This window comes from uncultured Roseovarius sp. (assembly GCF_947489715.1).
Classification (GTDB): Bacteria; Pseudomonadota; Alphaproteobacteria; order Rhodobacterales; family Rhodobacteraceae; genus Roseovarius.
Genome location: NZ_CANLER010000009.1, coordinates 155,550 through 182,496 on the forward strand (window position 1 = coordinate 155,550; position 26,947 = coordinate 182,496).

25 protein-coding genes are annotated in these 26,947 nt (G+C 56.9%); 8 read left to right on the forward strand and 17 right to left on the reverse strand.

The window, feature by feature from the left end; all coding sequences use genetic code 11:
- Positions 1–130 precede the first annotated feature (130 nt).
- From Q1B27_RS19915 to Q1B27_RS19935, 5 genes are all read left to right on the forward strand, one after another.
- Complete coding sequence (locus Q1B27_RS19915; RefSeq protein ID WP_299850313.1) at positions 131–1,318, forward strand: TonB family protein; 1,188 nt, start codon at positions 131–133, stop codon at positions 1,316–1,318.
- 123 nt (positions 1,319–1,441) lie between these two features.
- Positions 1,442–1,876, forward strand: coding sequence for a hypothetical protein (locus Q1B27_RS19920; protein WP_299850315.1), 435 nt, complete (start codon positions 1,442–1,444; stop codon positions 1,874–1,876).
- A complete protein-coding gene (locus Q1B27_RS19925) occupies positions 1,873–2,526 on the forward strand; it encodes a MotA/TolQ/ExbB proton channel family protein (protein WP_299850317.1) in 654 nt (217 codons plus the stop codon). The genes Q1B27_RS19920 and Q1B27_RS19925 overlap by 4 nt, the downstream gene beginning before the upstream one ends.
- Entirely contained in the window at positions 2,519–2,899 is a 381-nt protein-coding gene (locus Q1B27_RS19930; protein ID WP_299850319.1) for a biopolymer transporter ExbD, read from the forward strand. The genes Q1B27_RS19925 and Q1B27_RS19930 overlap by 8 nt, the downstream gene beginning before the upstream one ends.
- A complete protein-coding gene (locus tag Q1B27_RS19935) occupies positions 2,899–3,285 on the forward strand; it encodes a biopolymer transporter ExbD (protein ID WP_299850321.1) in 387 nt (128 codons plus the stop codon). Before Q1B27_RS19930 ends, Q1B27_RS19935 begins: the two co-directional genes overlap by 1 nt.
- 138 nt (positions 3,286–3,423) lie before the next feature.
- Here Q1B27_RS19935 and Q1B27_RS19940 read toward each other — a convergent pair whose 3' ends face one another.
- From Q1B27_RS19940 to Q1B27_RS19975, 8 genes are all read right to left on the reverse strand, one after another.
- Positions 3,424–4,434 (reverse strand): cytochrome d ubiquinol oxidase subunit II, encoded by a 1,011-nt coding sequence (locus tag Q1B27_RS19940; RefSeq protein ID WP_299850323.1) that lies wholly within the window; start codon positions 4,432–4,434, stop codon positions 3,424–3,426.
- 5 nt (positions 4,435–4,439) lie between these two features.
- Positions 4,440–5,828, reverse strand: coding sequence for a cytochrome ubiquinol oxidase subunit I (locus Q1B27_RS19945; protein WP_299850325.1), 1,389 nt, complete (start codon positions 5,826–5,828; stop codon positions 4,440–4,442).
- A gap of 444 nt (positions 5,829–6,272) precedes the next feature.
- Positions 6,273–6,980: an aspartate/glutamate racemase family protein gene (locus tag Q1B27_RS19950; protein ID WP_299850328.1), complete on the reverse strand. Its 708-nt coding sequence runs from the start codon at positions 6,978–6,980 to the stop codon at positions 6,273–6,275.
- Between the two features lie 9 nt (positions 6,981–6,989).
- Entirely contained in the window at positions 6,990–7,703 is a 714-nt protein-coding gene (locus Q1B27_RS19955) for an ABC transporter ATP-binding protein (RefSeq protein WP_367181370.1), read from the reverse strand.
- Positions 7,704–7,715: 12 nt separating this feature from the next.
- Positions 7,716–8,498, reverse strand: a complete 783-nt coding sequence (locus Q1B27_RS19960; protein ID WP_299850333.1) for an ABC transporter ATP-binding protein — start codon at positions 8,496–8,498, stop codon at positions 7,716–7,718.
- Positions 8,495–9,523 (reverse strand): branched-chain amino acid ABC transporter permease, encoded by a 1,029-nt coding sequence (locus Q1B27_RS19965; RefSeq protein ID WP_299850336.1) that lies wholly within the window; start codon positions 9,521–9,523, stop codon positions 8,495–8,497. Before Q1B27_RS19965 ends, Q1B27_RS19960 begins: the two co-directional genes overlap by 4 nt.
- Positions 9,524–9,527: 4 nt before the next feature.
- Positions 9,528–10,397 (reverse strand): branched-chain amino acid ABC transporter permease, encoded by an 870-nt coding sequence (locus Q1B27_RS19970; protein WP_299850339.1) that lies wholly within the window; start codon positions 10,395–10,397, stop codon positions 9,528–9,530.
- A gap of 100 nt (positions 10,398–10,497) precedes the next feature.
- Positions 10,498–11,685, reverse strand: a complete 1,188-nt coding sequence (locus Q1B27_RS19975; protein WP_299850343.1) for an ABC transporter substrate-binding protein — start codon at positions 11,683–11,685, stop codon at positions 10,498–10,500.
- A gap of 218 nt (positions 11,686–11,903) precedes the next feature.
- Here Q1B27_RS19975 and Q1B27_RS19980 point away from each other — a divergent pair, with 218 nt between their 5' ends.
- A complete protein-coding gene (locus Q1B27_RS19980) occupies positions 11,904–12,608 on the forward strand; it encodes a GntR family transcriptional regulator (RefSeq protein ID WP_299850346.1) in 705 nt (234 codons plus the stop codon).
- Between the two features lie 347 nt (positions 12,609–12,955).
- Here the strand turns inward: Q1B27_RS19980 and Q1B27_RS19985 are convergent, their stop codons facing one another.
- The 3 genes from Q1B27_RS19985 to Q1B27_RS19995 are packed head-to-tail and all read right to left on the reverse strand — an operon-like array spanning position 12,956 to position 16,743.
- A complete protein-coding gene (locus Q1B27_RS19985) occupies positions 12,956–14,551 on the reverse strand; it encodes an ABC transporter substrate-binding protein (RefSeq protein ID WP_299850349.1) in 1,596 nt (531 codons plus the stop codon).
- 33 nt (positions 14,552–14,584) lie between these two features.
- Positions 14,585–15,853 (reverse strand): Zn-dependent hydrolase, encoded by a 1,269-nt coding sequence (locus Q1B27_RS19990; RefSeq protein WP_299850351.1) that lies wholly within the window; start codon positions 15,851–15,853, stop codon positions 14,585–14,587.
- Entirely contained in the window at positions 15,850–16,743 is an 894-nt protein-coding gene (locus Q1B27_RS19995; protein WP_299850353.1) for a dimethylarginine dimethylaminohydrolase family protein, read from the reverse strand. Before Q1B27_RS19995 ends, Q1B27_RS19990 begins: the two co-directional genes overlap by 4 nt.
- 104 nt (positions 16,744–16,847) lie before the next feature.
- On the opposite strand from Q1B27_RS19995, the gene Q1B27_RS20000 reads away from it, so the two are divergent.
- On the forward strand, positions 16,848–17,768 hold the full coding sequence (locus Q1B27_RS20000) for a LysR family transcriptional regulator (RefSeq protein ID WP_299850355.1): 921 nt from the start codon (positions 16,848–16,850) through the stop codon (positions 17,766–17,768).
- A gap of 181 nt (positions 17,769–17,949) precedes the next feature.
- Here Q1B27_RS20000 and Q1B27_RS20005 read toward each other — a convergent pair whose 3' ends face one another.
- The 6 genes from Q1B27_RS20005 to Q1B27_RS20030 all read right to left on the reverse strand — a co-directional run bounded on the left by Q1B27_RS20005 (position 17,950) and on the right by Q1B27_RS20030 (position 25,985).
- Entirely contained in the window at positions 17,950–19,392 is a 1,443-nt protein-coding gene (locus Q1B27_RS20005) for an amidase (RefSeq protein WP_299850357.1), read from the reverse strand.
- Positions 19,393–19,408: 16 nt separating this feature from the next.
- On the reverse strand, positions 19,409–20,833 hold the full coding sequence (locus Q1B27_RS20010) for an amidase (RefSeq protein WP_299850359.1): 1,425 nt from the start codon (positions 20,831–20,833) through the stop codon (positions 19,409–19,411).
- A gap of 8 nt (positions 20,834–20,841) precedes the next feature.
- On the reverse strand, positions 20,842–22,524 hold the full coding sequence (locus Q1B27_RS20015; RefSeq protein WP_299850361.1) for an ABC transporter ATP-binding protein: 1,683 nt from the start codon (positions 22,522–22,524) through the stop codon (positions 20,842–20,844).
- A 3-nt stretch (positions 22,525–22,527) separates the two neighbouring features.
- Complete coding sequence (locus Q1B27_RS20020) at positions 22,528–23,406, reverse strand: ABC transporter permease (RefSeq protein WP_299850363.1); 879 nt, start codon at positions 23,404–23,406, stop codon at positions 22,528–22,530.
- Positions 23,403–24,350 carry an ABC transporter permease gene (locus Q1B27_RS20025; protein WP_299850365.1) on the reverse strand — a complete coding sequence of 316 codons (948 nt, stop codon included), beginning with the start codon at positions 24,348–24,350 and terminating at the stop codon, positions 23,403–23,405. The genes Q1B27_RS20020 and Q1B27_RS20025 overlap by 4 nt, the downstream gene beginning before the upstream one ends.
- Before the next feature lie 84 nt (positions 24,351–24,434).
- Positions 24,435–25,985, reverse strand: a complete 1,551-nt coding sequence (locus Q1B27_RS20030) for an ABC transporter substrate-binding protein (protein ID WP_299850367.1) — start codon at positions 25,983–25,985, stop codon at positions 24,435–24,437.
- Between the two features lie 135 nt (positions 25,986–26,120).
- Between Q1B27_RS20030 and Q1B27_RS20035 the strand changes: the two genes are divergently transcribed.
- Positions 26,121–26,939 carry a helix-turn-helix transcriptional regulator gene (locus Q1B27_RS20035; RefSeq protein ID WP_299850369.1) on the forward strand — a complete coding sequence of 273 codons (819 nt, stop codon included), beginning with the start codon at positions 26,121–26,123 and terminating at the stop codon, positions 26,937–26,939.
- The last annotated feature ends 8 nt before the right edge of the window (positions 26,940–26,947 follow it).

Here is a 26,947-nt window from a genome sequence, read left to right on the forward strand (position 1 = left end):
TCCGGCGTTGCACAGATGAGAAGTTTGAAAAAATGTCGTTTAAGCGACTTGCCCAGATTGAATTGCGCTTCGGGGCCTTGCCGCACCGCAGGGTAACGTCTGTGGTTCTGTTCTGGGCGCGAGCCGCCGAATGATCAGGAGATCAATTCTTGTCGCGACGGTGGCTTTTATGTTGTCTTTGCTGGTGCATGGCCTGGGCTTGAATTTCACCACGCGCAACGGGCCACCGTCATCGAGCGAGAATGCCGCTGCTGATCTGAGCGATGTCGGCGGTGTATTCGAGGATTTCGCCGAAGCCGTGACCGAAACGGAGGTGCCCGAGCCTGCGCCGGTGCCCGATCCGCCAAGCGTGACCTCGCCAGAGCCGGTCGACGAACAGATACCGACATCCCAGGCGCTGGTCGCGTCAGACAATCCGCAGGACGTGTTGACGCCTGACACGGGCGATGCCGAAGTAACAGAGCCCGACGCTGCTGAACCGTCCGAGCGTGATGCAACCGCGCCCGGGATCACAGCGCCATCAGGGGGCGAAGATGAAACCAATGCGGATGTGACCGCCTCGCAGACGATTGAGGCCGAAAGCCCTGCCGAACTACCGGAAGGGGATGCGACCGGGAGTGTTGATCCGTCAGGGGCCCAGACCAGCGAAACCGAAACCTCCCCGTCCAACGAGACCGTTTCGACCGATCCTTCCGCGCCTGACCCGTCACCGCGTCCTGCGATCACTGTGGCGCCCGAAGTGGTGCAAGCTGAATTGCCGGAAACAACGGTTGAGACCCCGGCCGATGAGCCCGAGATCCTGAGCGCATTAGAAAGCGAGGATGGATCAAGTTCGGCCGTAACAAGATCGCTGCGTCCACCGGCAGAACGGCCCTCGGCAGAGGCATTGGGTGTGCCCGAGGGCGCGCAGCGAAAAAGCGCGCAACAAGGCCGCGCGACAGGCGTTATCGAATCCCCGCTTGCCGTCTACAAGCGCAGCAGTGTCGACCTGCTTGCCTTTGGCAGCGGCGGTGCGCGGTCCGGTTCAAGCGGTTTCAGCGGCTCCCGCGGCCCTGGAAACTCCAGCACCACAAACTATGTCGGGCGGGTCCTGGTGCAGCTCAATCGCGCTCCAATTCTCTATGCGTCGGTCAAGGGGATGGCGCAGGTGTCGTTTGAGATCAATCCCGATGGTACACTGGCCTGGGTCAGGATACTCAACGCGACAGGATCCCAGGACATCAGACGCGCCGCCAGCGCCCAGGTTCGAAGCGCGGCCCCCTTTCCAAGACCGCCGCAAGGGTCCAGCAAAAGGCTGGCCTTTGTGTATCGGAACTGAAGATCGCATGGGGTGGTCAGCATATTTCATGGCGCCGTGGTGGCGAGTGGCGCAATATCGAAACGACAGCCGTTGCGCGTCTGGTGAACGCAGGCGCGGTGTTGGCAGAAAAGGAAGATGCAGATGAAGATAATCCGAAGGGTCGTTGCGGCGATCTTGGTCAGCCTGACTGTTGTTCCCGGCGTTATGGCGCAGGAAAAGCCGCTGGGTGAAGCCGTTTTGATCGAGCTGAACGCGGTCAAATCAAACGAGGGCAGTTGCACGCTGACGTTTCTGGTGTTGAACGGTCATGCCAGCCAGATTGAGAAAGCGGTTTATGAAACTGTCCTGTTTGACAGTACGGGACAGGTGGACCGGTTGACCCTGTTTGATTTCGGCACCCTGCCGCCCGGTCGCCCGCGGGTGCGCCAGTTTTCCGTTCCGGGCATCGCGTGCGACGGGTTGGGTCAGGTCCTGATCAACGGCGCACATACATGTGAAGCGCCGGAACTGACCGACACCGCCTGCGAGGCTGGATTGATACTGAACACGCGCACCGAGATTGAGGTGATCGGATGACCAGAATTCTTGAAGGCTTACGCTATACGGTTGATCTTGGTGGGCCGGTGGTGATGGTGCTGCTTGTTATCTCGGTCGTTACGTTGGCGACGATCCTCTACAAGCTATGGCAGTTTTCCGTGTCCGGTGTGGGCCGGCATCGCGCGTTGAAAGAGTCAGTGGCCGCGTGGGACAGGGGTGACCGCAGCGCTGCCGAGAGTGCTCTGAAGCAGTCGAAAAGCTATCTTGCGCCCGTGATCAAAATGGCCTTTGCTGCGGAACCCGAGGACACCAAACGGCTGGAGGCCGAAGCCGAGGTGCGGTTTGCCCGGCTGGAGGGCGGGTTTCGATTGCTGGACAGCGTTGCACAGCTTGCCCCGCTGCTGGGTCTGTTCGGCACGGTGCTGGGGATGATCGAAGCGTTTCAGTCGTTGCAGGATGCCGGATCCCAGGTTGATCCGTCGCTTCTGGCGGGTGGTATCTGGGTCGCGCTGTTGACCACTGCCGTGGGTCTTGCCGTGGCGATGCCAACCGCCATGGTGCTTAGCTGGTTCGAGGGGCGGATGGATACGGAACGGGTGACCGCCGAGCGGGCGATTGCGTCGGTCCTGCACCCTCAGGGTCATCGTGACGGTGTTGTTCAAACCGCAGCGGAGCCGACCCATGCGTAGGCGCACCCGGCGTCGGCGTTTGTCGATGACATCGCTGATCGACGTCATCTTCCTATTGCTGCTGTTTTTCATGCTTTCATCGACATTCTCGCGGTTTGCCGAGGTCGAGCTTTCCGCCGCCGGTGCGGGTGGCGCGGGCAGCGACGACGTCAAGCGAAGCTTTCTGCAACTGGGCGAAGAGACCTTGCGCGTAAATGGTCAGGACGTTGTGCTGGGAGCGTTGCCCGACACATTCGCCAACCTGTCCCCCGAGGCAGAAACCCTGCCTGTGATTGTCAGCCTGCGCGATGATGTGACCGCGCAACGGTTGACCGACGTCCTTGTCGTCCTCCGAGGTATCGGCCGGTTGAGCATCAGCGTGTTGGGGTCATAATGCGCAAACGGCGGCAAACCACGCGCAACGAGCCCACGATCGCGCTGATCAATATCGTCTTTTTGATGCTGATTTTCTTCATGGTCGCAGGCACGCTGTCGCAACCGCTGGACAGAGACCTCAGACTTGTGCGCACCTCTGATCTGGAAGGCCGCGCGCCACCCGATACACTTGTCGTGCACCCGGATGGCCGATTGGCGTATCGCGGCGAGACCGTCGCATCGGCACAGGCATTTTATGCCGCGCGCCCGGAAGACGAGCGTGAGGTCGTGAGGGTTGTACCGGATGAGGCACTGCCAGCGGTCACCCTGGTAAATCTGGCACGGGATCTGCGCGCTTTGGGGGCCTCGCGCGTGGTGATCGTGACGCAACGTGGTTTGGAATAATGCCTGGTCTTCATACGTTTCACGAGGGCAGGGTGCAAAAGCGCTTGGTCAACCGGAAGGGCAGGGGTGGACCGTGTCGCAGGCTTGACGTCTGCCACCCCTTTTTTTGAAGCCTCAGAGTAGAGGCCATGCCTGGCGTCAATCGTAACGCAGTTCGCCAGCTTTCCCTCTGAATATCGTGTAGGCCAGGATGGTATATCCAAGAATTGCGGGCAAGACAAAGCAGGTTCCGATCAGGATGATGAAAAGACTTTCCGGCGCACTTGCACTTTCGTAGATCGTCAGTTTTTCCGGCACCACATAGGGATAGAAACTATAGGCCATCCCGCCGAAAGCCGTCACCCAAAGAACCGTTGCAACCGCAAATGGCTTCCATGACATCCGGTCTTGGGGATATGGCATCTTGCGTAACATGGACCACAGCCAGACGATCAGCGCCGTCGACGCGATGGGGAGCGGGGCAAGGTATAATGCCGTGGGCAAGCTGAACCACTTGTCGAAAATCCGGTCACTCACGAACGGCGTGGCCAACGATATCGCGCCGATCCCCAAAACAAGGCCCCAAATGCCGCCCTTGGCCCAGGCCACCGCTTTGTGCTGTAACGCATTTTCGGTTTTGTGGATCACCCATGTCGCCCCGATAAAGCTGTAGCCGACTGTTAGAAACAACGCCGTCAGCAGGCCAAAGCCCACATGCGCCCATGTCCAGTCAAGTCCCATGACATACATGCCCAACATGAACCCCTGGCTGAGGGACGTCATCAGCGATCCTGCAAAGAAAAGATTGTTCCAGAGGTCTTTCTGGGGGGCGGGTGCTTTTGCCCTGAATTCAAACGCGACGCCACGCAGGATCAGACCGATCAGCATGATCGCCACGGGGAGGTACAAAGCCGTAAGGATTTCACCATGTGCGGCCGGAAAGGCGACCAGAAGCAAGCCAACAGCGAGCACAAGCCATGTTTCGTTGGCATCCCAGAACGGTCCTATCGAGGCGATCATCCGGTCCTTTTCTTCATCATCGGCGAAGGGAAAAAGAACACCGACCCCCAGATCGAACCCGTCCAGTACCACGTAGATGAGGATCGAGGCCCCCATCAGGGCGGCAAATATAAAGGGAAGCCATATCGTCGGGTCACCAAAGGTCTGCATGATGCTCACTCCGCCGGGATTTCGGTTTTCTGCGTGGTCGGGACCGGGGCGACGCGCGTGCCGATCTCTTCTCCGCGCGACATTTTCCGCGCCAGATAGAATATCACGTAGATATAGGCCGACAGTAACAGCGCGTAGATGACCAGATAGGCGATCAGCGTGGACAGCACCATTGCCGACGGCACGTCAGCCACGGCCTGTTTGGTGGTCATCACGCCTTGGACAAGCCAGGGCTGCCGTCCGATTTCGGTTGTGTACCATCCGGCAAGCGTGGCCAGCCAGCCGCTGAAACTCATCGCGACAAGCGCGTATAGAACAGGCTTGGGCAGGCCCTCTACGCCGCGTTTCTTGCGAAGCATGATCGCTGCGGCCCCCCAACTGACAAGCAACATCAGCATTCCGGTGCCCACCATGATACGGAAGGACCAGAAAACGGGCGCGACCGGCGGATGAAGGACTTCGCCCTGTTCGGTGACAAAATCGTCCAGACCCTGCACCACGCCGTCCCATTCATGCGTGAGGATAAGGGAGGCAAGGTTGGGGATGCCAATCTCGTAATGGTTCGTGCGTTCCTCTTCATCGGGTATCGCAAAGAGGAGAAGGGGCACATTGCCACTTGTTTCCCAATGCCCTTCCATCGCGGCCACCTTGGCGGGCTGGTGTTCCTTGGTGTTCAGCCCGTGCATGTCGCCGACGAATATCTGGACAGGGATCAAGAGGGCCGCCGCAAAAACAGCGGTCTTCAATGCCACTTTCACACCCTCTGTCCGCCCGCCGATAAGCCAGCGAAACGCACTTACACCGGCAATCAGGAAGCTGACGGTCAAAAAGCTGGCCAGAACCATATGGGCAAAGCGGTACGGCATCGATGGGTTGAAGATAATCGCATACCAGTCGGTGGCATGGGCCACGCCGTCAATCATCTCGAACCCTTGTGGGGTGTGCATCCAGGAATTCAGAACGATGATCCAGAACGCCGACATCATTGTTCCAAAGGCGACAAGGAAGGTTGCCAAAGTGTGCAGCCAATTCGGCACGCGGCTGAAACCGAAAAGCATGATCCCCAGGAAAACTGCTTCGAGGAAAAACGCCGTCATGATCTCGTAGGCCAGCAAAGGACCAGCGACATTGCCGACGGTTTCCATGAAACCTGGCCAGTTGGTCCCAAACTGGAAAGACATGGTGATGCCAGAAACAACGCCCATGGCAAAAGACAGAGCAAAGATTTTCACCCAAAAGCGATAGGCTTCCATCCATCGTTCTTGCCGTGTTCTGTTGAAACGTAACTTGAAAAACAAAAGCACCCAACCGAGCGCGATGGTAATCGTCGGAAACAGGATGTGGAACGAGATGTTGGCCGCGAATTGCATGCGCGACAGGATGAGCGTATCCATTTAAACCCCTGGGTTTCTGAGTTGTTTTCCTATTCGAAAGATATAGCCGGGATGCGGAGATGATCAGGGGGGTGCGACAGCAAAGCGCGGGGTTTCAGACCCATGGTGCCAAGGCTGCTCAAGCAGGAGCCATCACAGAATTTGGATGAACGCATGCATTGTTTGCTCAAGAACATCCTTCCGGTGTCGCGCAGGTCCCAACCGATGCGCATCGCAAACAGTCAGAATGCCCCGCAGTTTGGCGAAAATGGCATCAGGATAGTGGGCGAAAGCGAAACATGGCCGAGCCGCGCGATTTCGTGAACCGCGCCATCCGGCGCAAGGTCCGCGACGAGGCGGCACATCGGTGGGGCGGCTGAATATCCATGGCAAAACCATTCACGCGGAACGGCGTAAACAGCATAATGCCGGGCGAAGAAGGAGCCGGGCAGCGTAAGACCCGTTTTACAAATGTCGAACTCGGCTTGCATCCGGTCGTGCATATGCCCCGACTTTCGACGTCGACAGACCGGCGGCCACCAAGGCTTCGGCCATTCCGACGGCGCAGGATATGCCGTCGATGACTGGGATGCCGAATTCCTGCGACATCTGCTCCATCAGGTCGGCCATACCGGCGCAGCCCAGAACCACGGCTTCTGCATTATCTTCGTCGATCGCCGCGCGGATCTCGGCGCGGATATCTGCCAGGCTTGCGGGATCGTTCTCTTCCAGTTTCAGCACGGGGATGTCGGTTGCGCGCACACTGGCACATCTCGCGTCCAGCCCGTAACGCCCGAGATTGTCCCTGAGACCGGCCACCGATCGGCTGAGCGTTGTCACCACCGAAAACCGGTGCGAAACCATGGCCGCCGCATGATACCCCGCTTCACCGATGCCGATGACCGGAACATCGAAAAGACAGCGCATCGCATCCAGGCCGGTATCGTCGAAACAGGCGATAATGATCGCATCCACGTCCTTGTGACGCGCCGCTTCCTCCAACAAGCCCGGCACACAGACCGCAACATCGTAGAACCCCTCGATACTGGCGGGTCCGGAGTTGGAATTGGTCGCGATGATCTCGGTATCCGGTCGGGCAACCCGGGCGGCAGCCTTTGCCGCTTTTCGGGTCATGGAGGCGGTCGTGTTCGGATTGATGAGCAGTACTTTCATGCGGTTTCCTTACACTTCGCCGCCGAGATAGGCCGCTTTGATACGGTCATCATGCAGCAGCTCTTTGGAGTTGCCCGAGATGAAGATGTTACCGGTGCTGAGCGCGTAGGCCCGGTTTGAGATTGAAAGCGCCATACGTGAATTCTGTTCAACGAGGAGGACTGACACGCCTTCATCCCGGTTGATCGCAACGATTGAGCGCGCGATGTCCTGCACCAGCTTGGGTGCGATCCCAAGCGACGGTTCATCCAGCAAAAGCAGCTTTGGTTTGGCCATCAGCGCGCGACCGATCACCATCATCTGCTGTTCCCCGCCGGATAACGTACCTGCGGATTGTTTGAACCGTTCTTTCAGGCGCGGAAAACGTTCCAGCACACTATCCAACGTCTGCTGAACGTCCGAGTCTCTGCCCCGGGTGAACGCGCCCATCAACAGGTTGTCCTTGACGCTCATATACGGAAATACCCGGCGGCCTTCGGGCACCATGGCAATACCGCCAGCAACGATGTCGGCGGGGTTCTTGCCGTCGATCTGCTGACCTTCGAAATGCACACTGCCAGATTTGAGTTTTGCCAGCCCGGTGATTGCCCGCAGGATCGAGCTTTTGCCAGCCCCGTTCGCGCCAATCAGGGCGACAGTTTCGCCTTGCTCAAGATCAATCGACACGCCCTTCAAGGCATAGACGTGATCATAGTAGAGTTCGACATCATTGAATTCCAACATCTTATTCATGGGTCAGATTCCAATCTCATCGTCGGCACTGCCGAGATAGGCTTCGATCACCTTTTTATCGTTCTGAATTTCCCGTGGCGTGCCCTCGGCGATCATTTCGCCGAAATTGAGCACAACGATCCTGTCGGAAATTTTCATCACTGCCGGCATGTCGTGTTCGACAAGCAGAACGGTAACACCGCGTTCATCGCGGACCTTGCGGACCAGATCGACCATGGTCATGGTTTCGTCGTGGTTCATCCCGGCAAAGGGTTCGTCCAGCAGCAAAACCTTAGGGTCGGTTGCCAGCCCGATCGCGATCCCAAGTGCGCGCAGATTGCCCTGCGGAAGGTTTGACGCCTGTTCGTCAGCGATGGCGGACATACCCAGGAATGCGATCAATTCATCTGCATAGCTGCCGAAATCCTCAACATCACGATGCGCGGCCGATGTGCCCCAAAAGTACCCGGCCAGTGATGCCTTTGCGCGTAGGTGCTGCGCGACAATCACGCTTTCGCGCACGGTCATAGATTTGAAAATCGTGGTTTCCTGGAAGGTTCGCACCACACCCTTGCGCGCAACGATATGCGGTTTGAGGTTCGAAATGCGTTCGCCGTTCAACAGCACCTGACCAGAGGATGTCGGAAGGAAGGATGAGATCATTTTGAACAGTGTCGACTTGCCGGCGCCGTTGGGCCCGATCACCGAGAGGATCTCGTTTTCCTTTACCTCAAAACTGATGTCGTTATTGGCCGTCAGGCCGCCAAACTTTTTAGTGATGTTTTGAACCTGAAGAAGCGTTGTCATTGACCTGGCTCCTCTTTTTTCCCGGCGACTTCGGGGCCGGAGCGGGCTTTCGGCGAAAGTCCGGGTATTTTCATGCTGAGCAGCCCATTGGGCAGAACCAACATCAGGATAATCAGCAGGCTCGAATAGATCAGTAGCTGGTACTTGCCGAATTCGAACAACAGATCCCACCCGAAATAGAGCACAAGCGTGCCAAGCATCGGCCCAAAGACATAGCCGAGACCTCCGAGGAAGCAGTTCAGCATGAAATTGACGCTGTCGGCGACTTGAAAGCTTGAGGGATAGACCGATTGCGCGATTGAGCCGAACATCGCGCCGCCGATGCCACCAAAGAAGGAAGAAATCGCGAAAACGATGATCCGGATATACGAGATGTTCACACCGATGGAGCTGGCCAGTTCTTCGTTCTGCTGCATTGAGCGGCACAGGTGCCCCAAGCGGGAATTGACCAGCCGGTACATTGCCGCAAAGGTCAACACCATCAGCGCTGCGGTCGTATAGTAGAATGCCACGCGCGGATTTCCCAAGGTTGCAAAATCGGGAATAAGTGTGATTCCGAAGAGCGAAAGTTCACCTGGCAGCGGGATCGACGTGATGCCTTTGGCCCCGTTGGTGATGGGCAATGCAAGCGCCGTCAACGTGAATACCTGGGTCAGGACCAGGGTGATCATTGCAAAATAGACGCCGCGCAGCCGCAGGATTGGAAGGCCGATCAGCACCGCCACAAATGCTGCGAAGAGCCCCGCAATTGGCAGCGACAGCCAGAATGACATCCCTGCCTTGGTCACTAAAATGGCCGAGACATAGGCCCCAAGCAGCGCAAACGCACCTTGTCCGATATTGATCCGGCCAATGTAGAAAGTCAGCCAGACGCCTGCGCTGGCGATGGCCAGCAATCCTACCGATGTGAGGGTAAAGAAAAGATCGGTGCGTCCAAACGCGGCAATTGTCATTGGGACCGCCACGAACACGGCACCCAGAAACACAGCAAGACCGATCCATTGAGTTTTTGAGAGTTTCAACATCCGATCATCCCCACGGTTTGCCCATCAGCCCTTGCGGGCGGAAGGCCAGGAAAATCATCAGTGACACAAAGATCAGCAAGTAGGTGATGTCGCCGTATTGCGAGAGAACCGCAAGGCCGATCGCCTCGAGAAAACCTAGGATAATGCCCCCGGCGATCGCGCCCGAGATCACACCGGCACCGCCGATCATCACCATCATGAAGGCCTTGATCGAGGTCGGGCCGCCCATACCGAGGTTCACCCCGGTGATCGTGACCAAAAGACCGCCCACCAGACCTGCCAGCATCGCACCGAGCGCAAATCCGATCATTGAATAGCGATCAACGTTGACGCCCATAAGCTGGGCAGCCGTCCGATCCTGGGCCAGGGCCCTGAGCGCGCGACCAGTTTTGGAATATTGCATGAACAGGATGAAACCGACGATCGAAAAGATCGCGAGAACGCAGATCAGAATACGGTCGTATGGCATGATCAGTCGGAAATCCCAGTTGAATACGCCATCGACGATCTTGGGAACGCCGCGTTGCTTTTCGCCGAACACCAGCAGGATGACCGCATCGAAGAAAAACGCGAGCCCGGCCGCGAGCAACATGGTGCTTTCTTCGCGGGAGGATCGTCTGATGACGGGACCGAACAGGAACTTTTCGATCAGCGCCCCAAGCACGAACAGTGTGGCGCAGGCCAGAAACAGGGCCACAACAAAGGGAAATCCCAATTGCCCATAAAACGTGTAGGTGACGAAACCGCCCAGAACGTACATCTGCCCATGGGCAAAATTGAGTACGTTCATCAAGGCGAAGATGAGGGTCAGACCAAGGGCAATCATCGCGTATTGCGACCCCAGGTAGATCCCGTTTGCTAGTATTTGTTCCATACCGTTCCCGCCGGTTCCCAGATTGCTCCGGGCCCGATCAGGGGCCCGAAGTGAACGTGTCAATCAGCGATTTTCGCTGACAAGTCGTCGGTATCGGTTCTTAGTCGACTTCGGCCACGAACAGGGTCTTGAACTCACCGTCCTGGTAGACGTTCACGACCAGCGGCACGGCGACCTGACGCTTTTGCCCAAATGACGACATGCCGACATAGCGTAGCTTGGCGTCACCCACCATGTAGGGGTTGGGGGCTTCAAATGAATCCATGGTAGCCTGGAATACGCTGACATCTTCAATCGCCGCGGGGTCCGCTTTCAGCGTTTCGAGGATGTACTCCAGCGCGTAGACCTTGGTGTTCGATTCATCGTTATATTCGCCGAACATGTCGGTGTAGCGTTCTACGAATTCACGCATCGCATCCGAGGCCAGTTCGGGTGTGGACGCCCCGCCGACTGAGATAAACCCATTGGCAAGATCACCGGCGCCTTCGCGCAACACCTGCGCATCCTGTGCCGTTTCCGTGGAGATCAGCCCTTGGAAGCCAAGTTCACGCGCCGACCGGATGAGTTGCGGAGCGTTCGCGGGAGAGACACCAGAGAGAACCAGAAGATCCGGCTGGGTACGCATGACCGGCGTAAGAACCGGGGTAAAGTCGGTCGTGTCCACCTGATATGTGACATTGTCTGAAACCACCTCAAGTCCAAGCTCCTTGGCGGCGGCAACACCCCCATCGCGCTGGCTGAGTGGATCTGATTCATTGGCGGCTATGAAAGCGACGGTTTTTACCCCTTCGTTTTCCATGAGATGCTTGTAGATCGCCGGGCCGGATTGATAGTTGGCGACCATACCCAAAACAGCGTTTGACGCAGGTGCGGTATACAGCTCTTTCGGGAAGGCGTAGGGAAAATACATGATCCCGTTTGCTTCGGCCACGGGACGCACGGCTGCTGCGCCGTCATCGACGTTTGGTCCCACGACATAGTGAATGCCTTCCTGTGCCATTTTCTCCATGCCGGCAATTGCGCGCTTAGGATCCTTCTGATCATCGAATGAAACGATCTCGATGTCGTAGGTCGTGTCGCCGATGGTGTACCCGCCGGTTTCATTAATCCAGGCGGCGCGCGCTTCCATCGAGCGCTGGTTGGAAATGCCCCAGGCCGCTGCGGGGCCGCTTGTCACGCCGACAAATCCGATTTTCAGGGTTTGATTCTCAGCCATCGCGCCCGCGCTTGTAAAAACGGACAGCGCAACAGCTGCGGCAGCAGACTTAATAATTACTCTGCGTTTCATGATTTTCTCCTCCGTTGAACTTCATCCAATACTTTCGTGTCAGACCAACCAGGCCACATTCTTGCGATGGCAGGTTACGTAAAAGAGACAATTGTTAACAATTATTGTCAACGAATTATATTTTTTATGTTCTCATGAATTCCCATTTTCGTTAGCGTAAATTCGCGGTAAGCTGCATTGGCAAGCGGCGATAGCCAAAACCCTGAAGGAGTAAGGCGTTGGTAGAGAACAGTATTTCGGATGCTGCATCGGCGCTGGACGACGAACACAAAATCGTTGACCGCGTCTACAGCGCGGTAATGCAACATACGCTGGCACCCAATACCAAGCTCAGCGAATCGACCATATGTGAGAGTTTTGGTGTTGGGCGGATGAAAGCCCGGCGCGCGCTGTTGTTGTTGGCCAGTCAAGGTATCGTTGACCTTCGTTCTAATCGTGGCGCATTTATTGCCTGCCCAGATCAGAGGGATGCAGACGAGGTTTTCGAGGCGCGAATTCACATCGAACCAAGCCTTGTCGGTCAGGTTGCAGACAGGATCGACAGGGCTGGTCTCAAAGCTTTAGGCGATCATGTCAAAATGGAAAAAGCAGCACGGCGCGCCGATAACCGCCAGGACATCATCCGCCTTTCCGGAGAATTTCACGTACTTATTGCGACCGTATCTGGCAACAAATTTCTGACCCGAACCCTGCGGGAACTTGTGACCCGCACGTCGCTGATTGTAGCGCTGTTTGGGTCTGGGGAATCGTCTTGCTGCCGCGATGACGAACATGAAAAAATTCTTGAGGCCATTAAATCGCGCAACGCAGGCCAGGCGTCGGAGTTAACGCGTGAACATCTGGAGCACATCCGGCTGGGCCTCGACTTTTCGCAAACGCATAATTCCGAACCCGATTTGATCAGCCTGTTGAGGGCAAATTGAAGCTCATCGAGCATTTGCCATTTATGGCATCAGCACCCTAGGTGATGGTCTTTACCTTCGACTTTGCTGACGAGTGTTTGCGAGCGGCGAAGTGCGATTATTTGGCGGCCTTCTCACCCAGGCTTGTAAACGTTTCGGATTGTGGGCCTATTTCCAGTCCTTAGTGATAGGGCAAGAGATGCTGATCTATTTTGCCTAATCGCCCTTAGTTGCCCAGACTTGTAATCGCGTTACGGCACTTCATAATAAGGGAAAACGACTGAGCGCCGGCCCATGGCCGACGCTCTGTTTTCGACGCAGGTGTTGCAAGATACCTCAATGCGTCAAATAGGTTGGCATTTCTTGGCTTACTTAAGCCACCAACGCTCCATCCAACGCTCGCCATCCATATCCCAGTTTGTGGCAATCTCATCGGGCATCCCAACATCATCGGTTACGCCAAAGACATAGGATGCGAACATCGGGATGGCAGAGCCGCCTTCTTCGTTGAGGATCTTCTGCATCTCGAAATACATATCGCGACGTTTGGCATCGTCCAGCTCGGCGCGCGCTTCGACCAACAACTTGTCAAACCTTTCATGTGACCATTTACTTTCGTTCCACGAAACGCCTGTCTGATACGTGGTCGAGAACATCTGATCTTCGACGGGCCGTCCGCTCCAATAGCTTGTGATGAAGGGTGATTTGATCCAGTGATCGGCCCAGAACCCATCATTGGGTTCACGCGAAACCTTCAGATCAATCCCCGCGCCCTTGGCCGAATTCTGGATCAAGACTGCCGCATCAAGAGCCCCTGCAAAGGCAGCATCTGATGCGTGCAGCGTCAGCGCAATCGTATCCAGACCAGATTCCTTGAGGTAGAATTTGGCCTTGTCGGGGTCGTATTCACGCTGCTCCAAATCAGTGTTGAAGAAGCGCTGCCCTGATCCAATTGGGTGGTCGTTGCCCAGTTCGCCATAGCCGAACAGGATCTTGTCGACCAGTTCTTGCCGGTTGATCGCATATTTGACGGCCAGACGGATATTGTTGTCGTCAAACGGCGCCGTATCCGACAGCATCGGGAAAGAATAATGCAGTGTGCCTGTCGCGGTTTTCAGATTGACGCCGGGTTTGCGCCCCATCAGGGCAGCGGTCTTTAGGTCCACGCGGTCGATCGCGTGAACATCCCCGGAAACCAGTGCTGTGGTGCGCGCGTTCTGATCGATGATGGCCAGCACCTCGATCGTATCGAAATGCGCTACCTCGTCGCTCCAGTGGTTGGCATGGCGCGACAGCCTGCTGGTGATCCCGGCCTGGTAGCCATCGAGCTTGTAGGCACCACAACCGACATGATCCTGCCAGTTCATCGTGCCGTCATCATTCGCGGGCATGACCGGCAGGTGGTAATCGGTCAGGATAAAGGGAAAATCGGCATTGCCGGCCTCTAACTCAAACACCACGGTATTCTTGCCATCGGCATTCATCTTGGTGACCGGCGCAACCAATGGCGCTGCGGCCGAGCTTGTGCCTTCTTTGCGGTGATGGTTGATGGATGCAATGACATCATCAGCCGTTACGGTGCGGCCATTGTGGAATTCAACACCATCCCGCAGTGTGAAGGTCCAGGTTTTTGCGTCCGGCGACGCCTCCCACGATTCCGCCACCGAGGGCTGCAGGCTGCCATCGGGGCCGATCTGGGTCAGGTAACCCTGATACCCTCCAAGCGCGAGCCCGATGGTGTAGCCGTTCTCGATGATGCCCGGATCCAAGACATCAGTGGACGCTCCGTGGCCACGCGCAACCCGCATGTGGCCACCTTTTTTGGGCGTTGCGGCATTAACCTTATCTGCGGCGAGAGTTAGCGCCGAAACACTCACCCCGGCGGCAAGGCCCTGCTGTATGAAGCTGCGCCGTGAGATATGCTTGGACTTCAGCTGTTCCGTAAGCTTTTTGAATCTTTCCATTTTTTTCCTCCCTGGTTTCGACCTGTAAGGTGACTAGGCCGGTATTATATCATGTGTTTGGTTTTCCGGGTGCCCAACTGCCGAAGATAGGTGTAACGCGGCCCCCAAGAGAACGTTGCACCCTGCCTCAAGATGGCTCTGTTCTGCGCTTTCGGCTTCATTGTGACTTAGCCCGTCTTTGCACGGCACAAAGACCATGGCAGTGGGCACTTTTCTGGCGATCTGACAGGCATCGTGGCCCGCACCGGATACCATCTGTCGACGCGGATATCCGTATGCTGTCGTAGCGGCCTGGATCGCTTCGACGCAAGCCGGCGCAAAGCGTACCGGTGGATTGTGCCAGATCATCTGAAGATTGACGCTGGCCGCCGTTTCCCGTGCCACGGCGTCACGCAGCGCCTCATCCATCCTGCTTAGCACCGCATCGTCCGGGTTGCGGAAATCGACGGTGAATTGCACCTCGCCGGGAACTGTATTGCGAGAATTCGGTGTGACATGCATTTCACCCACAGTTCCGACACTGTCGGGCGCGAATTCCAGAGCAATGTCCTGCACTGCCAGAACCAGTCGCGATGCCGCCACAAGTGCGTCGCGCCGCCCCGCCATCGGGGTCGAGCCTGAATGGGCATCGCGCCCCGATACTGTCACGTCATACCAGCGCTGTCCCTGTCCGCCGGTGACGACACCGATCACCTGTGCATGGCGTTCCAGAACCGGGCCCTGTTCTATATGTGCTTCCAGAAACGCGCCCAGCTTATGTGATCCGCAGGGCATATCACCAGCATATCCGATGCGTTCCAGTTCTTTCGCGAATTGCATGCCATCGGCATCAGTCCTACTCAGCGCGAAGTCGAGATCAAAGAGCCCGGCGTATACGCCCGAACACAGCATTGCCGGGGCAAAGCGCGCGCCTTCCTCGTTCGTCCAATTGACCACGTCGATTGGCGCATCGGTTTCGATTCTGTGATCATTCAGGGTTCGGACAATTTCCAAACCCGCCAAGACGCCATAGACGCCGTCGAATTTCCCACCATGCGGTTGCGTATCAAGATGGCTGCCGATGCCGATGGGCGTTAGCGCGTTGTCCCGTCCCGGGCGTTGGGCGAACATGTTGCCGAGCCTGTCAATGGTGACGGTGCACCCGGCCTCGCGGCACCAGCTGGCAAACAGGTCCCGCGCCTCGCGGTCACCGTCTGTCAAGGCCAGGCGACCACACCCGCCGCCAGGTAGCGCGTCGATCCGGGCCATGTCCATGATCGACTTCCATAGGCGATCACCATTTATTCGAGGCGCCTTGCTCATGCCTCTTCGCGGCAAAGCGCCTGGCTGAGACAATGCACGCCGCCGCCACCGAGGGTGAACATTGACATATCCGGGTCATATACCTCGAACCCCAGGGCGCGCATCTTGGCGTTCAGATCATCGGCGCCCGCCATCGACAACACCTTACCATTCCCCATCGCCACCAGGTTGACGCCCAAATTCTTGGCCTCGCGATACTCGACCTCGACGATGTCGATGCCCCAACCGCGGACCACATCCACCAGCCAGGGCTCCATCGCATCAACACACGCCACGACCAGTTTCTCAGCCAGCGGCACGATCAGCCCGTCCATATGCACGAATTCACGGCTGATCGGGGCCACGACGGCTTCCCAGCCTTCGGCGCGTACGAAATCTGCCACTTGTTCGCTGCCGTCCTTTTCCGAGCGTTCGCCGCAATACCCGATTAGGACCCGGCCCGGTTCGATGATGTTGAAATCACCACCTTCGAAATGCCCCGCCGTCGCGAATTGCCAGATCGGCACATCGTGATCCTGATAGAACTTGATCACCGTGGCATAGTCAGCGCGGCGGCATTTCAGCTGCATGTGGCACACGAGCGGGCCCCACGGTGTCATGGCCGAGCTGTCACGGGCAAAGAAATTTCGGTGTAGCGCCTCGTCTGATTCCAGGTAATGGCAGGTCACGTCATTTTCTTCGTAGATTGCCACCATCTCGGAATGCTGTTTCATCGCCAGTTGCAAATCAAACCGATGCCCGGTCTTTTCGGCATTGGCCAGTGTCCGCCCAATCAGTGGGCCAGCCTCAACCCAGCGGTAATAGTCCGGCCTGCCCAGCAGCACATCCTTCAGCTTGGTGTAATCGTTGTTGATGCCCCACTTCGAAACATGTTTCGTATGATCTTTCACAGTTTATCTCCTGGTTTGCCCGCTAGGCCCCAGGTTGACGCAAAATTTAATTGCAATAAATTACAAATACCAAAATCTTAATTGTACGGATATGCAAGTTTCTGATGCTGCCACCATCCCTTTCCAAAGCTGATCTGCACCTTCTTCACGTGTTTCTAAGCGTCGTCGAAGCCCGTGGATTTTCCGCGGCCCAGATCGAGCTGAACGTTTCTGCATCGACCATCTCTCGGCAGATCACGAATCTGGAAACTAGGCTTGCCATGAAATTATGCCAGCGCGGTCGGTCTGGTTTTCGTCTCACGGAAAAAGGTGAGGTGGTCTACCGTGCGACCCAACGCCTGTTTGCGTCCGTACGGGATTTCAGTGAAACCATAGACGGTTCCCGGGGGATGCTGGTGGGAAATCTGGCCGTCGCCGTCATCGACAACTGGGTATTCAACGACGCGTCGCCCTTTGCTACGGCGTTGAGTGAATTCATAGAAATGGCGCCGGATGTCACGATCGAGCTGTTTTCGCTAGCGCCAGACGATATTGAATTAGCGGTGCAGGATACTCAGGTATCGCTGGGGATTGGCGTCTTTCACAAGCATAAGCCTGGCCTGATCTATGAATCGATAGGGCTTGAGAAGATCGGTTTGTATTGCGCCAAGGGTCATCCGCTGTTTGACGAACGAGACGCAGCGAAAATTCGCGAAATATTACAGTACTCTAAATATGCCAAACGCGCGTATCTGAAAGAACGCGAGGTGGCGCCGATTTCGCGCGGGCTGAAAACCGGCGCGCTTGCCCATCAGATCGAAGGTATTGCCCACCTGATAATGACCGGCGAGTTCATCGGTTACCTGCCAGAACAATACGCAAAAGTATGGGTGCGGGAACGGAAAATGATGTCGGTCGACGCAGGCAAGTTCGATCAACCCTCTGAAATAAAGCTTGTCAAAAAAAGGGGCGTCGAACAGAATCTCGTAACACAGACATTCGAAGACCTCGTTCTTAAAAGCGTCTTGCCGGATTGCGCAAATTAACGCGACTCAGGGAACCCAACATGAATTTTCGGGCGGCTGTTTCGCCGGTCAGATCAGTTTCGACCACAAAATCCAAGAGGTTGCACAGAGCATGAAACGTGGCAGTGCATGAAAAAGCTGAGCTTTGAAGTCGAACGCAGTGTTCAACCGGAGCCCCCGATTTCATCGCGGCAATGATCTATTAAAGGGCCGGGCGATTACCAGCGTTGTTGAGCCACGGGTTTGCTTGCTGCAATGCCTGGCCCACACGGAACACCCGTTGATCGTCCAGATGGCGAGCAACAATCTGGATGCTGGTTGGCAACCCGTTCCCACCAATACCTGATGGAACCGACAACACTGGGCAGCGCCCTAACATGTTGAACGGATGGCAGAGTGTCCAGCCGTACATCGGATTGACGGATTTACCATTGATCTTGAGGGTGTCCGCCGGGTTCTGGTCTGCTGGTATCTCATGGTGCCCAAGGGTCGGGCAGATGAACGCGTAACACTCCTCCAGAACAGCACCAAAGGCGCGACCCATCTGCATTTGGGTTTCATAGGCGTCGTAGAATTCCGTGCTGCTCGTGTTTTTGTTGGCCTCCACACAATACGCTGCCCAGGGGGAGGCGAGAGATGGGTCAGTCTCGACGACCGAAGCCATGTAACCGCCGAAGAGATGATCAAGATAGACCTCAACAGCGCGATCGGCGCGGGCGGTCCAGCTCAGGTCAATCTCGATCAGTTCAGCACCGAGGTCCTTGAACGTATCAAGAGTACGCAGGGTGTTGGCCCTGACATGATCGTCGATTTCAAAGAAATTAAGATCCATCGACCAGGCGATTTTCAGCCCTTTCAGGCCTTCATGGTGCAGTGGCAGTTCGTATTTGGGCCGGAGTGAGGCGTTGTCAAAGGGATGCGGGCCGCACATGATATTCTGCATCAGCGCCACATCTTCGACCGTTCGGCCCATGGGGCCGACGACCGCGTACATGTCATAGGCAAAGGCAGTGTTGTCCGGGTTGCGACCATAGGGCGGCTTGTACCCCACCACGCCGCAGCAGGCGGCGGGAATGCGGATTGATCCGCCGATGTCAGATCCGGTCGCCAGTGGGCTGCTGCCCGCGGCAAGTGACGCACCCGACCCGCCAGAAGATCCGCCACAGGTATAGTCAAGCCCCCAGGGCGTTCGCGTCACACCATGAATCCGGGTGTCGGTGGTACCAGCGCAGCAGAATTCTGGTGTGGTGGTCTGAGCGTGATAGAACGCGCCGGCATCCAACAACCGTTGTGCCGCAAATTGGGTTTCGGTACTGATATTGTCCTGATAATAGAGCGACCCGTGGGTGACCTTCTCGCCGATCAGGTCCACCTCATCCTTCATCGCGACAGGCAGCCCTTCGAGTGGCCGAATATCCGTAGCACCACTAGCATAGCGCGCCTCGGCGGCCCGTGCCAGTATCATCGCCTTGTCGAAATGGGTGGCAGTGAAGGCGTTGATCTTTGGTTCGACCTCTTCCGTGCGGGCAATCAGGTTCTCGAGATATTCCACCGGGGACAGGCTGTGCGCCCGGAACTTTGAGAGCACATCGGTTGCCGAAAGGTAGCAGAGATCGAGATCGGCTTTGGTCAGTGTTGTCGTCATGGGGCTCTCCTTTGGGTCAGAGGTTGGGCCGATGGGCGGCGCAATCGAAAAACGGTGTGACCTGTTCCAGCGCAGCAGCGACGCGGAAAACACGCGGGTCGTCAAAAGAACGCCCAACAACCTGCACGCCCATCGGCAATCCGCTGTCGGCGATGCCTGTCGGGACGGCCAGAACGGGCAGGCGGTTCAGCATGTTGAACTGCGGCAACAGGTGGAATTCATAATCGGTGTCGATCTCGCGCCCGCTCACGATCATTGTTTCCCAGAGCGGCTGCTCGGCGCGCACCTCGTGGGTGATGAAAGCAGGGCAGATCATGGCATGGGCACGTTCCAGAACGGGCGCGATCGAGCTGTACATCTCCGCGGCAAGCTCCTGAGATCGGTAGACTTTTTCGACAGTCGCGGTTTTCGACCGTTCCGCCAGGAATGCCGTGTAGTCACAAACCAGATCGGGATGCGCTGTGGCCTCTTGCTGCAGGTAATGGCCAAGACCGAAATCCAGATAATCACGCGCGGCATAGGTGGTCTCGCGCGTCCAGCCCAGATCGACATGTTCGATGATGGCACCCTGATCCGCCAGCCGGTCAAGCGCCTGTAGCGTGTGCGCCCTGACGTCATCGGCCAGCACTTCGTTTCCCACATCCAACGTATAGGCGAGTGTCAGACCTTTGACGCCCTCATGCTGCAACGGGATATCGATCTGCTCGCGCAGGGTGGCAATGTCGCCCGGATGATGCCCCGCGATCACGTTTTGCATCAGCGCGCAGTCGGTCACATGGCGCGCCAGAGGGCCAACAGTGTTGTAGGGGTCAAGGTTGAAGGGTGGTAAATCCGGCACCCGACCATAGGGCGGTTTGTAACCAACCACACCGCAGGCGGCAGCCGGGCCACGGATGGAGCCCGCGATATCCGAACCGGTTGCCAGGCTGGACGTGCCCGCAGCCAGCGATGCCGCCGACCCGCCCGAGGAGGACGAGCAGGTGAAGTCGCAGTGCCAGGGGTTGGTGGTGGTGCCATACAATCGGCTTGATGTGACCCAGGCACAACAGAATTCGGGCGTCGTGGTGCGGGCATGAAATATCGCTCCGGCATCCCGCAGCCGCGCGGCTACGGGGTGATCTTCGGTCGCAATCTGCTCCTTGTAGATTAGTGATCCGCTGGTGTTGCGCTGCCCAGCCACATCCATTTCGTCCTTGATGCCGACGGTCAGCCCTTCCAGCGGGCGCGCCTCACCGGTTCGGGCCATATAGATTTTTTCTGCATGCCGTGCCTGATCCCGTGCCTGATCAAAAAACGTTTCGGTAAAAGCATTCACCACCGGTTCAACCGCTTCTGCGCGCGCGATCTGTGCCTCCAGCACTTCAACCGGAGAGACCTCGCGGGCGCGAAACATCTCGATCTGCCGGAGCGCCGGCAGGTAACAAAGCTCCAGATCGGACATGTGAACGCTTACTCCGTTTCAGAAAACTCAGGCAGTTCGTGTTGCGAGGCGGCAATCAGCGCGCGCGTGTAGTCATGTTCAGGGGCGTCGAAAATCCGGGCACAGGGATCGGATTCCACAACCTTGCCCTTCAGCAAGACAACCACGCGGTCAGCACAGTGACGCACGACGCTCATGTTATGGGTGATGATCAGGGTCGACACGCCGGTGCGTTCCTGAATTTCATTGAGAAGGTTCAGCACTTCGCCCTGAACCGACACATCAAGACCTGCTGTCGGTTCATCGGCGATGATCAGTTCCGGATCAAGCGCCAGAGCGCGGGCCACGCCGACGCGTCGCGCCTGTCCACCCGATAACTGATGCGGATAGCGACAGGCGAAACTGGCGGGCAGTCCGACATTTGTCAGCAGCCGATCCAAGGTTTCACGTCGGTCCAGATCACGGCGACCCTGAACGATCAGTGGCTCAAGAATTTGCTCGCCAATGGTCACCCGCGGGCTGAGGGATCCGACCGGATCCTGAAACATCATCGACGTACAGGCGCGCACGGATTTCAAAACTTGGCTGTCGCAACGCTCTACCGTGCGCCCGGTGACAGTTACCGTGCCGCTTTCGGTGCCAACCAATCCCAGAATCGAACGTGCTATTGTCGTTTTGCCTGATCCGCTTTCACCGACCAGTGCCAGGGTTTCACCCTTGCGCACCGACAAGCTGACATCGCGCACTGCGCGGATAAGCTGAGGCCTGCCACCCAGCCATTTGGGCAGTAGGTCGCGTTTGATAAAATTGACGCAGAGGTTTGTCACGTCCAGCACCGGAGGTTGATCGGATTTCACCCGGTCAGAAGGCCCTGCAACAATTTCGACCGGCGTATTCAGATCGTCGGTCATCGATGGCAGGCGTCTTGTCGGCTGCTCAATCCGTGCCGGATCGCAGCGCAAGAGCATTTTGGTGTAGTCATTCACAGGGTTGGCGAACACTTCGGCTACTGGTCCTGCCTCGACGATATCGCCCCGGTTCATCACCAGCACGTCGTCACAGAGGCTTGAAACCACCCCAAGATGATGGGTCACAAATATCACCGCGCTTTCGGTTTCATTCTGCAGGCGGCGCAGCAGGTCGAGGATTTCCACTTCCAAAGTGGCATCAAGCGCGGTGGTTGGCTCGTCCGCGATAACTAAGTCGGGCTCCAGCATCAGGGCCATGGCGATCGACACCCGCTGGCGCTGACCGCCTGACAACTCATAGGGATACATTTTCATCCGCGCCACCGGGTCCGGCAGGCTGACCCAGTCGAGCGCATCGACACAACGAGACCACTTTTCCTTTTGGCTCCACGGTTCGCGATAGAGAACGTCCATCATCTGTTGGCCGATGGTCAGCGCTGGCGTCAGGGCGCTCATCGGGTCCTGCGATATATATGAAATTCGGGTGCCGCGTAGGGCGCGCAACTGATCGGGGGTCATGCGCAACAGGTCGCGCCCTTCGAAATGGACAGCCCCGCTGGTGATCGTGGCGACATCAGGCAAAAGCCGTGTCAGCGCCCAGATCAGGGTGGACTTTCCTGATCCGCTTTCGCCGACGATGCCCAGCACCTGGTTGCGTTTCAGCGAGAAACTGGCCCAGTTGACCGCAGGGAGCGATCCATATTTGACCGCAAGCTCGTGAACTTCCAATAGCGTTTCCGTCATGGCTCAGACCCCCCTGCGCAGCTTGGGGTCGAACGTGTCGCGCAATGCCTCACCCAGAAAGGTGAACCCAAGTGTGGCGGTGATCAGCGGCACGGAGCCGGCAATGACCAGCCAATAGGTCTGACGGATGAATTTGTAGCCGTCATCCAGAATAAGCCCCCAGCTTGATTGCGGCGGCTTGACGCCCACGCCCAGAAAGCTCAGCCCGGCCTCGGCGGCGATGAAGACGGGGATATCCATTGATGCCAGGATCAGGATCGGACCGATGATGTTGGGTAAGATATGCCGCGCCAGGATACGCGTCCGACTCATTCCCATGGCCATCAGCGCCTCGACATAATCCGCCTTTGACGCGGCAATGACCGAGGTGCGCACGATCCGGCCATAATAGGGCACGGAAGTAACGACCAGAATGCCGATAACGGTGTTGAGACCGGCACCAAAGATCGGGCCGACCGCCAACGCCAGGATGATCACCGGATAGGCGCGCACGGTGTCGAATGCCAAAACGATGGGATTATCCAGCCATTTAGGTCCGAACCCGGCGATCATGCCCAGAATGACACCGAACCCTACCGCGAGCGCAGTCGATATCAGCGCGACGCTGAGCGCGATTTGCCCCCCATATAGAGCGCGTGACAACACATCACGGCCAAGTTGATCCGTACCCAGCCAATGCGCCCACGAGGGGGCCTGAAGCTTTGACGGAACATCAATCGCGGCTGGATCATAGGGCGACAAGACGCCCGCAAATACAGCCGAGAGAACCAGTAAGGTGACAAGCACCACACCAATCGCGCCCATCGGATCGGACATCAGCCGCAGAAATCCATCAACCAGCGTATTACGCTGAGCGAGGGAATTGGTGTTGGCTACGCTCATTCGCCTGACTCCATGAAACGAGGGTCAATGAGGGCGTTGAGGATGTCTGAAATTGTGGTTGCGACGATCAGGATAAAGGACGCGGCCAGCACTGCCCCCAGCGAGACCGGGTAATTACGCAGGAGCACCGCCTCATACATCAGCTTGCCGATACCGGGGCGGGCAAAGACGATTTCGACAAAGACCGCGCTGCCCATCATCACACCAACGCCGATGCCGATCACGGTGATCGTGGGGGCCACGGCGATGCGCAGTGCGTAGCGGTAGATGATCCGCCGTTCCGGCAGGCCAAAGGCACGGGCGTTGCGCACATAATTGGCCGACAGCACCTCAATCATTGAGGCGCGTACAAGCCGGGCAACATAACCGACCCAGCCGATACCGACCGCGATGGCCGGTAGGATGAGGTGGTGCAACAGGCCCCCAATCCCCTTATCCTCTCCCGCGCCTATCGCCGGTACCCAGCCCAGCCCGGCGGCAAAGATCAACATACCGAAAATCGCGATGATGACGGCGGGTACCGCGATCACGCTGACCGACAAGAGACCGATGGCGCGGTCAAACAGACTGTTGCGGCGCACAGCGGCGATGCAGCCCAGTGGAATACCGGTAAGGGCCGCAACCAGCACCGAAGCGCCCAGCAATTCCAGCGTGCGCGGCAGATGGATCTTGAGTGTGTCAATCACCGGCTGTTTGCTTTTCAGATCCGTGCCCAGATCCCCTTGCAGCACGCTTATGAGATAGTTGACGACCTGAACCGGCATTGGTTGATCCAGCCCCAGTTTTTCACTGATCGCCGCCTTTAGCGCAGGTGTGGCGCGCGGCCCGAGCATGGCGCTGGCGGGATCGCCTGGTGCGGCCTGGATCAGAATGTAGAGGCTGGAGATAGCCAGCAGCAGGACCAGGACACCAAGGCCAATACGCTTGAGAGAATAGACAAGCATCACAAAAGCTTTCTGAGGGGCTGATGGATTTCAGAGAGACCGGACGCCGCGGGAGATAAGGCCGCGCCCGGTCAGAGGTTTGCGTTACTTCACTTTGCGAAATGCATGGAAAACGGGGCGGCCGTCAGGCAGAATTCCCGGAACCAGAGTGTCGCGATAAAGGATCACCGTCGGTTCCTGCGAGACAAAGACAAAGCTTCCGCTATCCTCTAGCATTGCCTGCATCTTTTTGTAGATTTCGCCACGCGCTGCGTCATCCACGGTCATACGGGCGGTCTGGAGTAGTGTTACATATTCGTCGCTGGCATAGCCTTCCCAGTTCCAGTAACCGATCTGATCTTCGACGAAATACTGCATCGTGTAATAGCCATCGGGGTTCCCGGTCCAGGACTTCAGATGCAATTGCAGATCGGCGGCGCGAATTTCATCTACGCTCCAGAACGTGCCTTCGTCCTGACCGTTCAGTTCCAGCATGATGCCCGCTTCGGCCAGGTTGGCCTGCATGATCTGCGCGGCGGTGTCGCGCTCGGTGTTGTTGACATAATCAAGCCGTACTGTCAGCCCGTCGGCGCCTGCATCCGCCAGCAAGTCACGCGCTTTTTCGAGATCACGGGTCAGCGCTTCACCGTCGCGATGCCCGATCAGACCTTCGGCCACAAAACCAGTTGCCTGTTTGCCATGACCATTGGTCGTTGCCTGAATAACCGTTGGTATGTCCAGCGCCAGCTGGATCGCCTTGCGCACCCGGACATCGGCCAGTTTCTCGTTGGTCTGGCTGATCCCCAGGAAAAGCGGATCAATGGTCTGCGCCAGTTTGACCACTCCACCTTGGGGCGGATTGGCCACCAAGGTATCGTAATTGCCGGCAGAGGAGCGGGTATAGTCGATCTCTCCGGCGGCAAAGGCCAGTTCGGCCGCGTTCTCATCGCCGATCGGCAACAGCACGATCTGGTCGAAATCTACCGCATCACCGGTCCAGTCCGGGTTCTGTTCCAGCACCAGCTTGTTGCCCGGCTCGAACGTGCCCAGTTTGTAGGGCCCGGTGGTGGCAAGGGGGGTCGCTTCAAAGTAACCGCCCGCTTCCTCGGCCGCTTTTTTTGATATGATCGCACCGCTGGTATAAACCAGCGTCGACGTCCAGAATGTCGTCGAGGGTTCGCTGAGGTGGATGACGCCGGTGTACTTGCCGGTCACTTCGACATCTTCAAGCAGCTCGTATTCCGTGACGACACCCGATTCCAGATCGGGGTCCAAATGCCGTTCGAACGAAAACTCCACATCTTCTGCAGTCAGTTCGCCATACCCGCCGGACCACATGATGCCGGGCTTGAGCTTGAACTTGATGTGCTGGGGGTCGCTCAGGTCCACAGACTGCGCAGCATCCAGTTCGACCGTCCATTCATCACCAGGCGCATATTTGGCAAGTCGCGGATAGAGATTATCGATCAGGAACTGGTCTACGGTTGATCCCCAGTAGGCCGGATCAAGATAGCCCGGGTCTGACGGCACTGCGATGCGTAGCGTTTCGGCTGATGCACCCGTCAGGCTCGTGGCCAAGACACAGGTCGCAGTGGCGATGATGCGCGTCGACCTCTGGCTCGATCTCAAAAAATTGCTGATCATTGACTGGACCATGACGTTCTCCCGGCTGCATTGATTTTATATTGATTGCCCGAAACGCTAGGGTGTCGCATCGCATTTGAACATTGAAATTATGCCGGTCGAGTTATGCTTGTTGACTTAAAGTAGCATAAAGAAGCATAAAATATCATGTCTTCAGAACAAATTCAGGAAAACCTGCGCCTGCTGTGCAGCTACGGCAAGTCCACTTCGGATGTCTGCAGGCGTGCCGGTTTCAATCGACAGCAGTTCAATAAATATCTCAATGGACACGCTCAGCCATCGCTGGCGACCCTGCGCAAGATTTCTGACTTTTTCGGTGTGGATGATCACGAGATTTTGCTGCCACACGATACCTTCAAGGCCATTGTCCGACTGCGCCCGCCCAGGTTGGGTGTCAAGCAATCCCATTACGAAGCCGCGCTGGCCAACCTGACGCAGAAGTCAAAAACCAACCAGGATCTGATGGCGCGACATGCCGGGTATTATCATGCCTATTTCGCGCCTGAACCAGCCCGCAACATTCTGCTTCGGACTCTCGTGCATCTTTATCAGGAGAATGACGCTTGGTTGACCAAGACGATTGACCGCAAGCTGGATGAGGCGTTTTTTGTGCCCTCCTGCGTCAAGTATAGCGGTGTTGCGATGGAGGCGTTTCAGCGCATCACCATCCTTGAGCGCGAGGTCGGCAGCGGTCGCAGCATTTGGGCAACGATGCTCTATTGCTCAGAACAAGATGCCCCCAATTACCTTTCCGGGCTGTGCATGAGTGTCGAGACCGAAGCGCGTCACGACATCAGTTGCATCCGAGGTGTTTGGCAATATCTGGGTAAAAAGCCCGATCTGCGACAAGCGTTGAAGATGTGCGGTATCGTCGATCAAAGCAATGAGAGCATACCTGACATTATTCTCGAAGGCACGGATAACTCCCGACGGGAAGGCGAGTTAATTTTGTTCCCAAGAATTTGAGCTTTCAT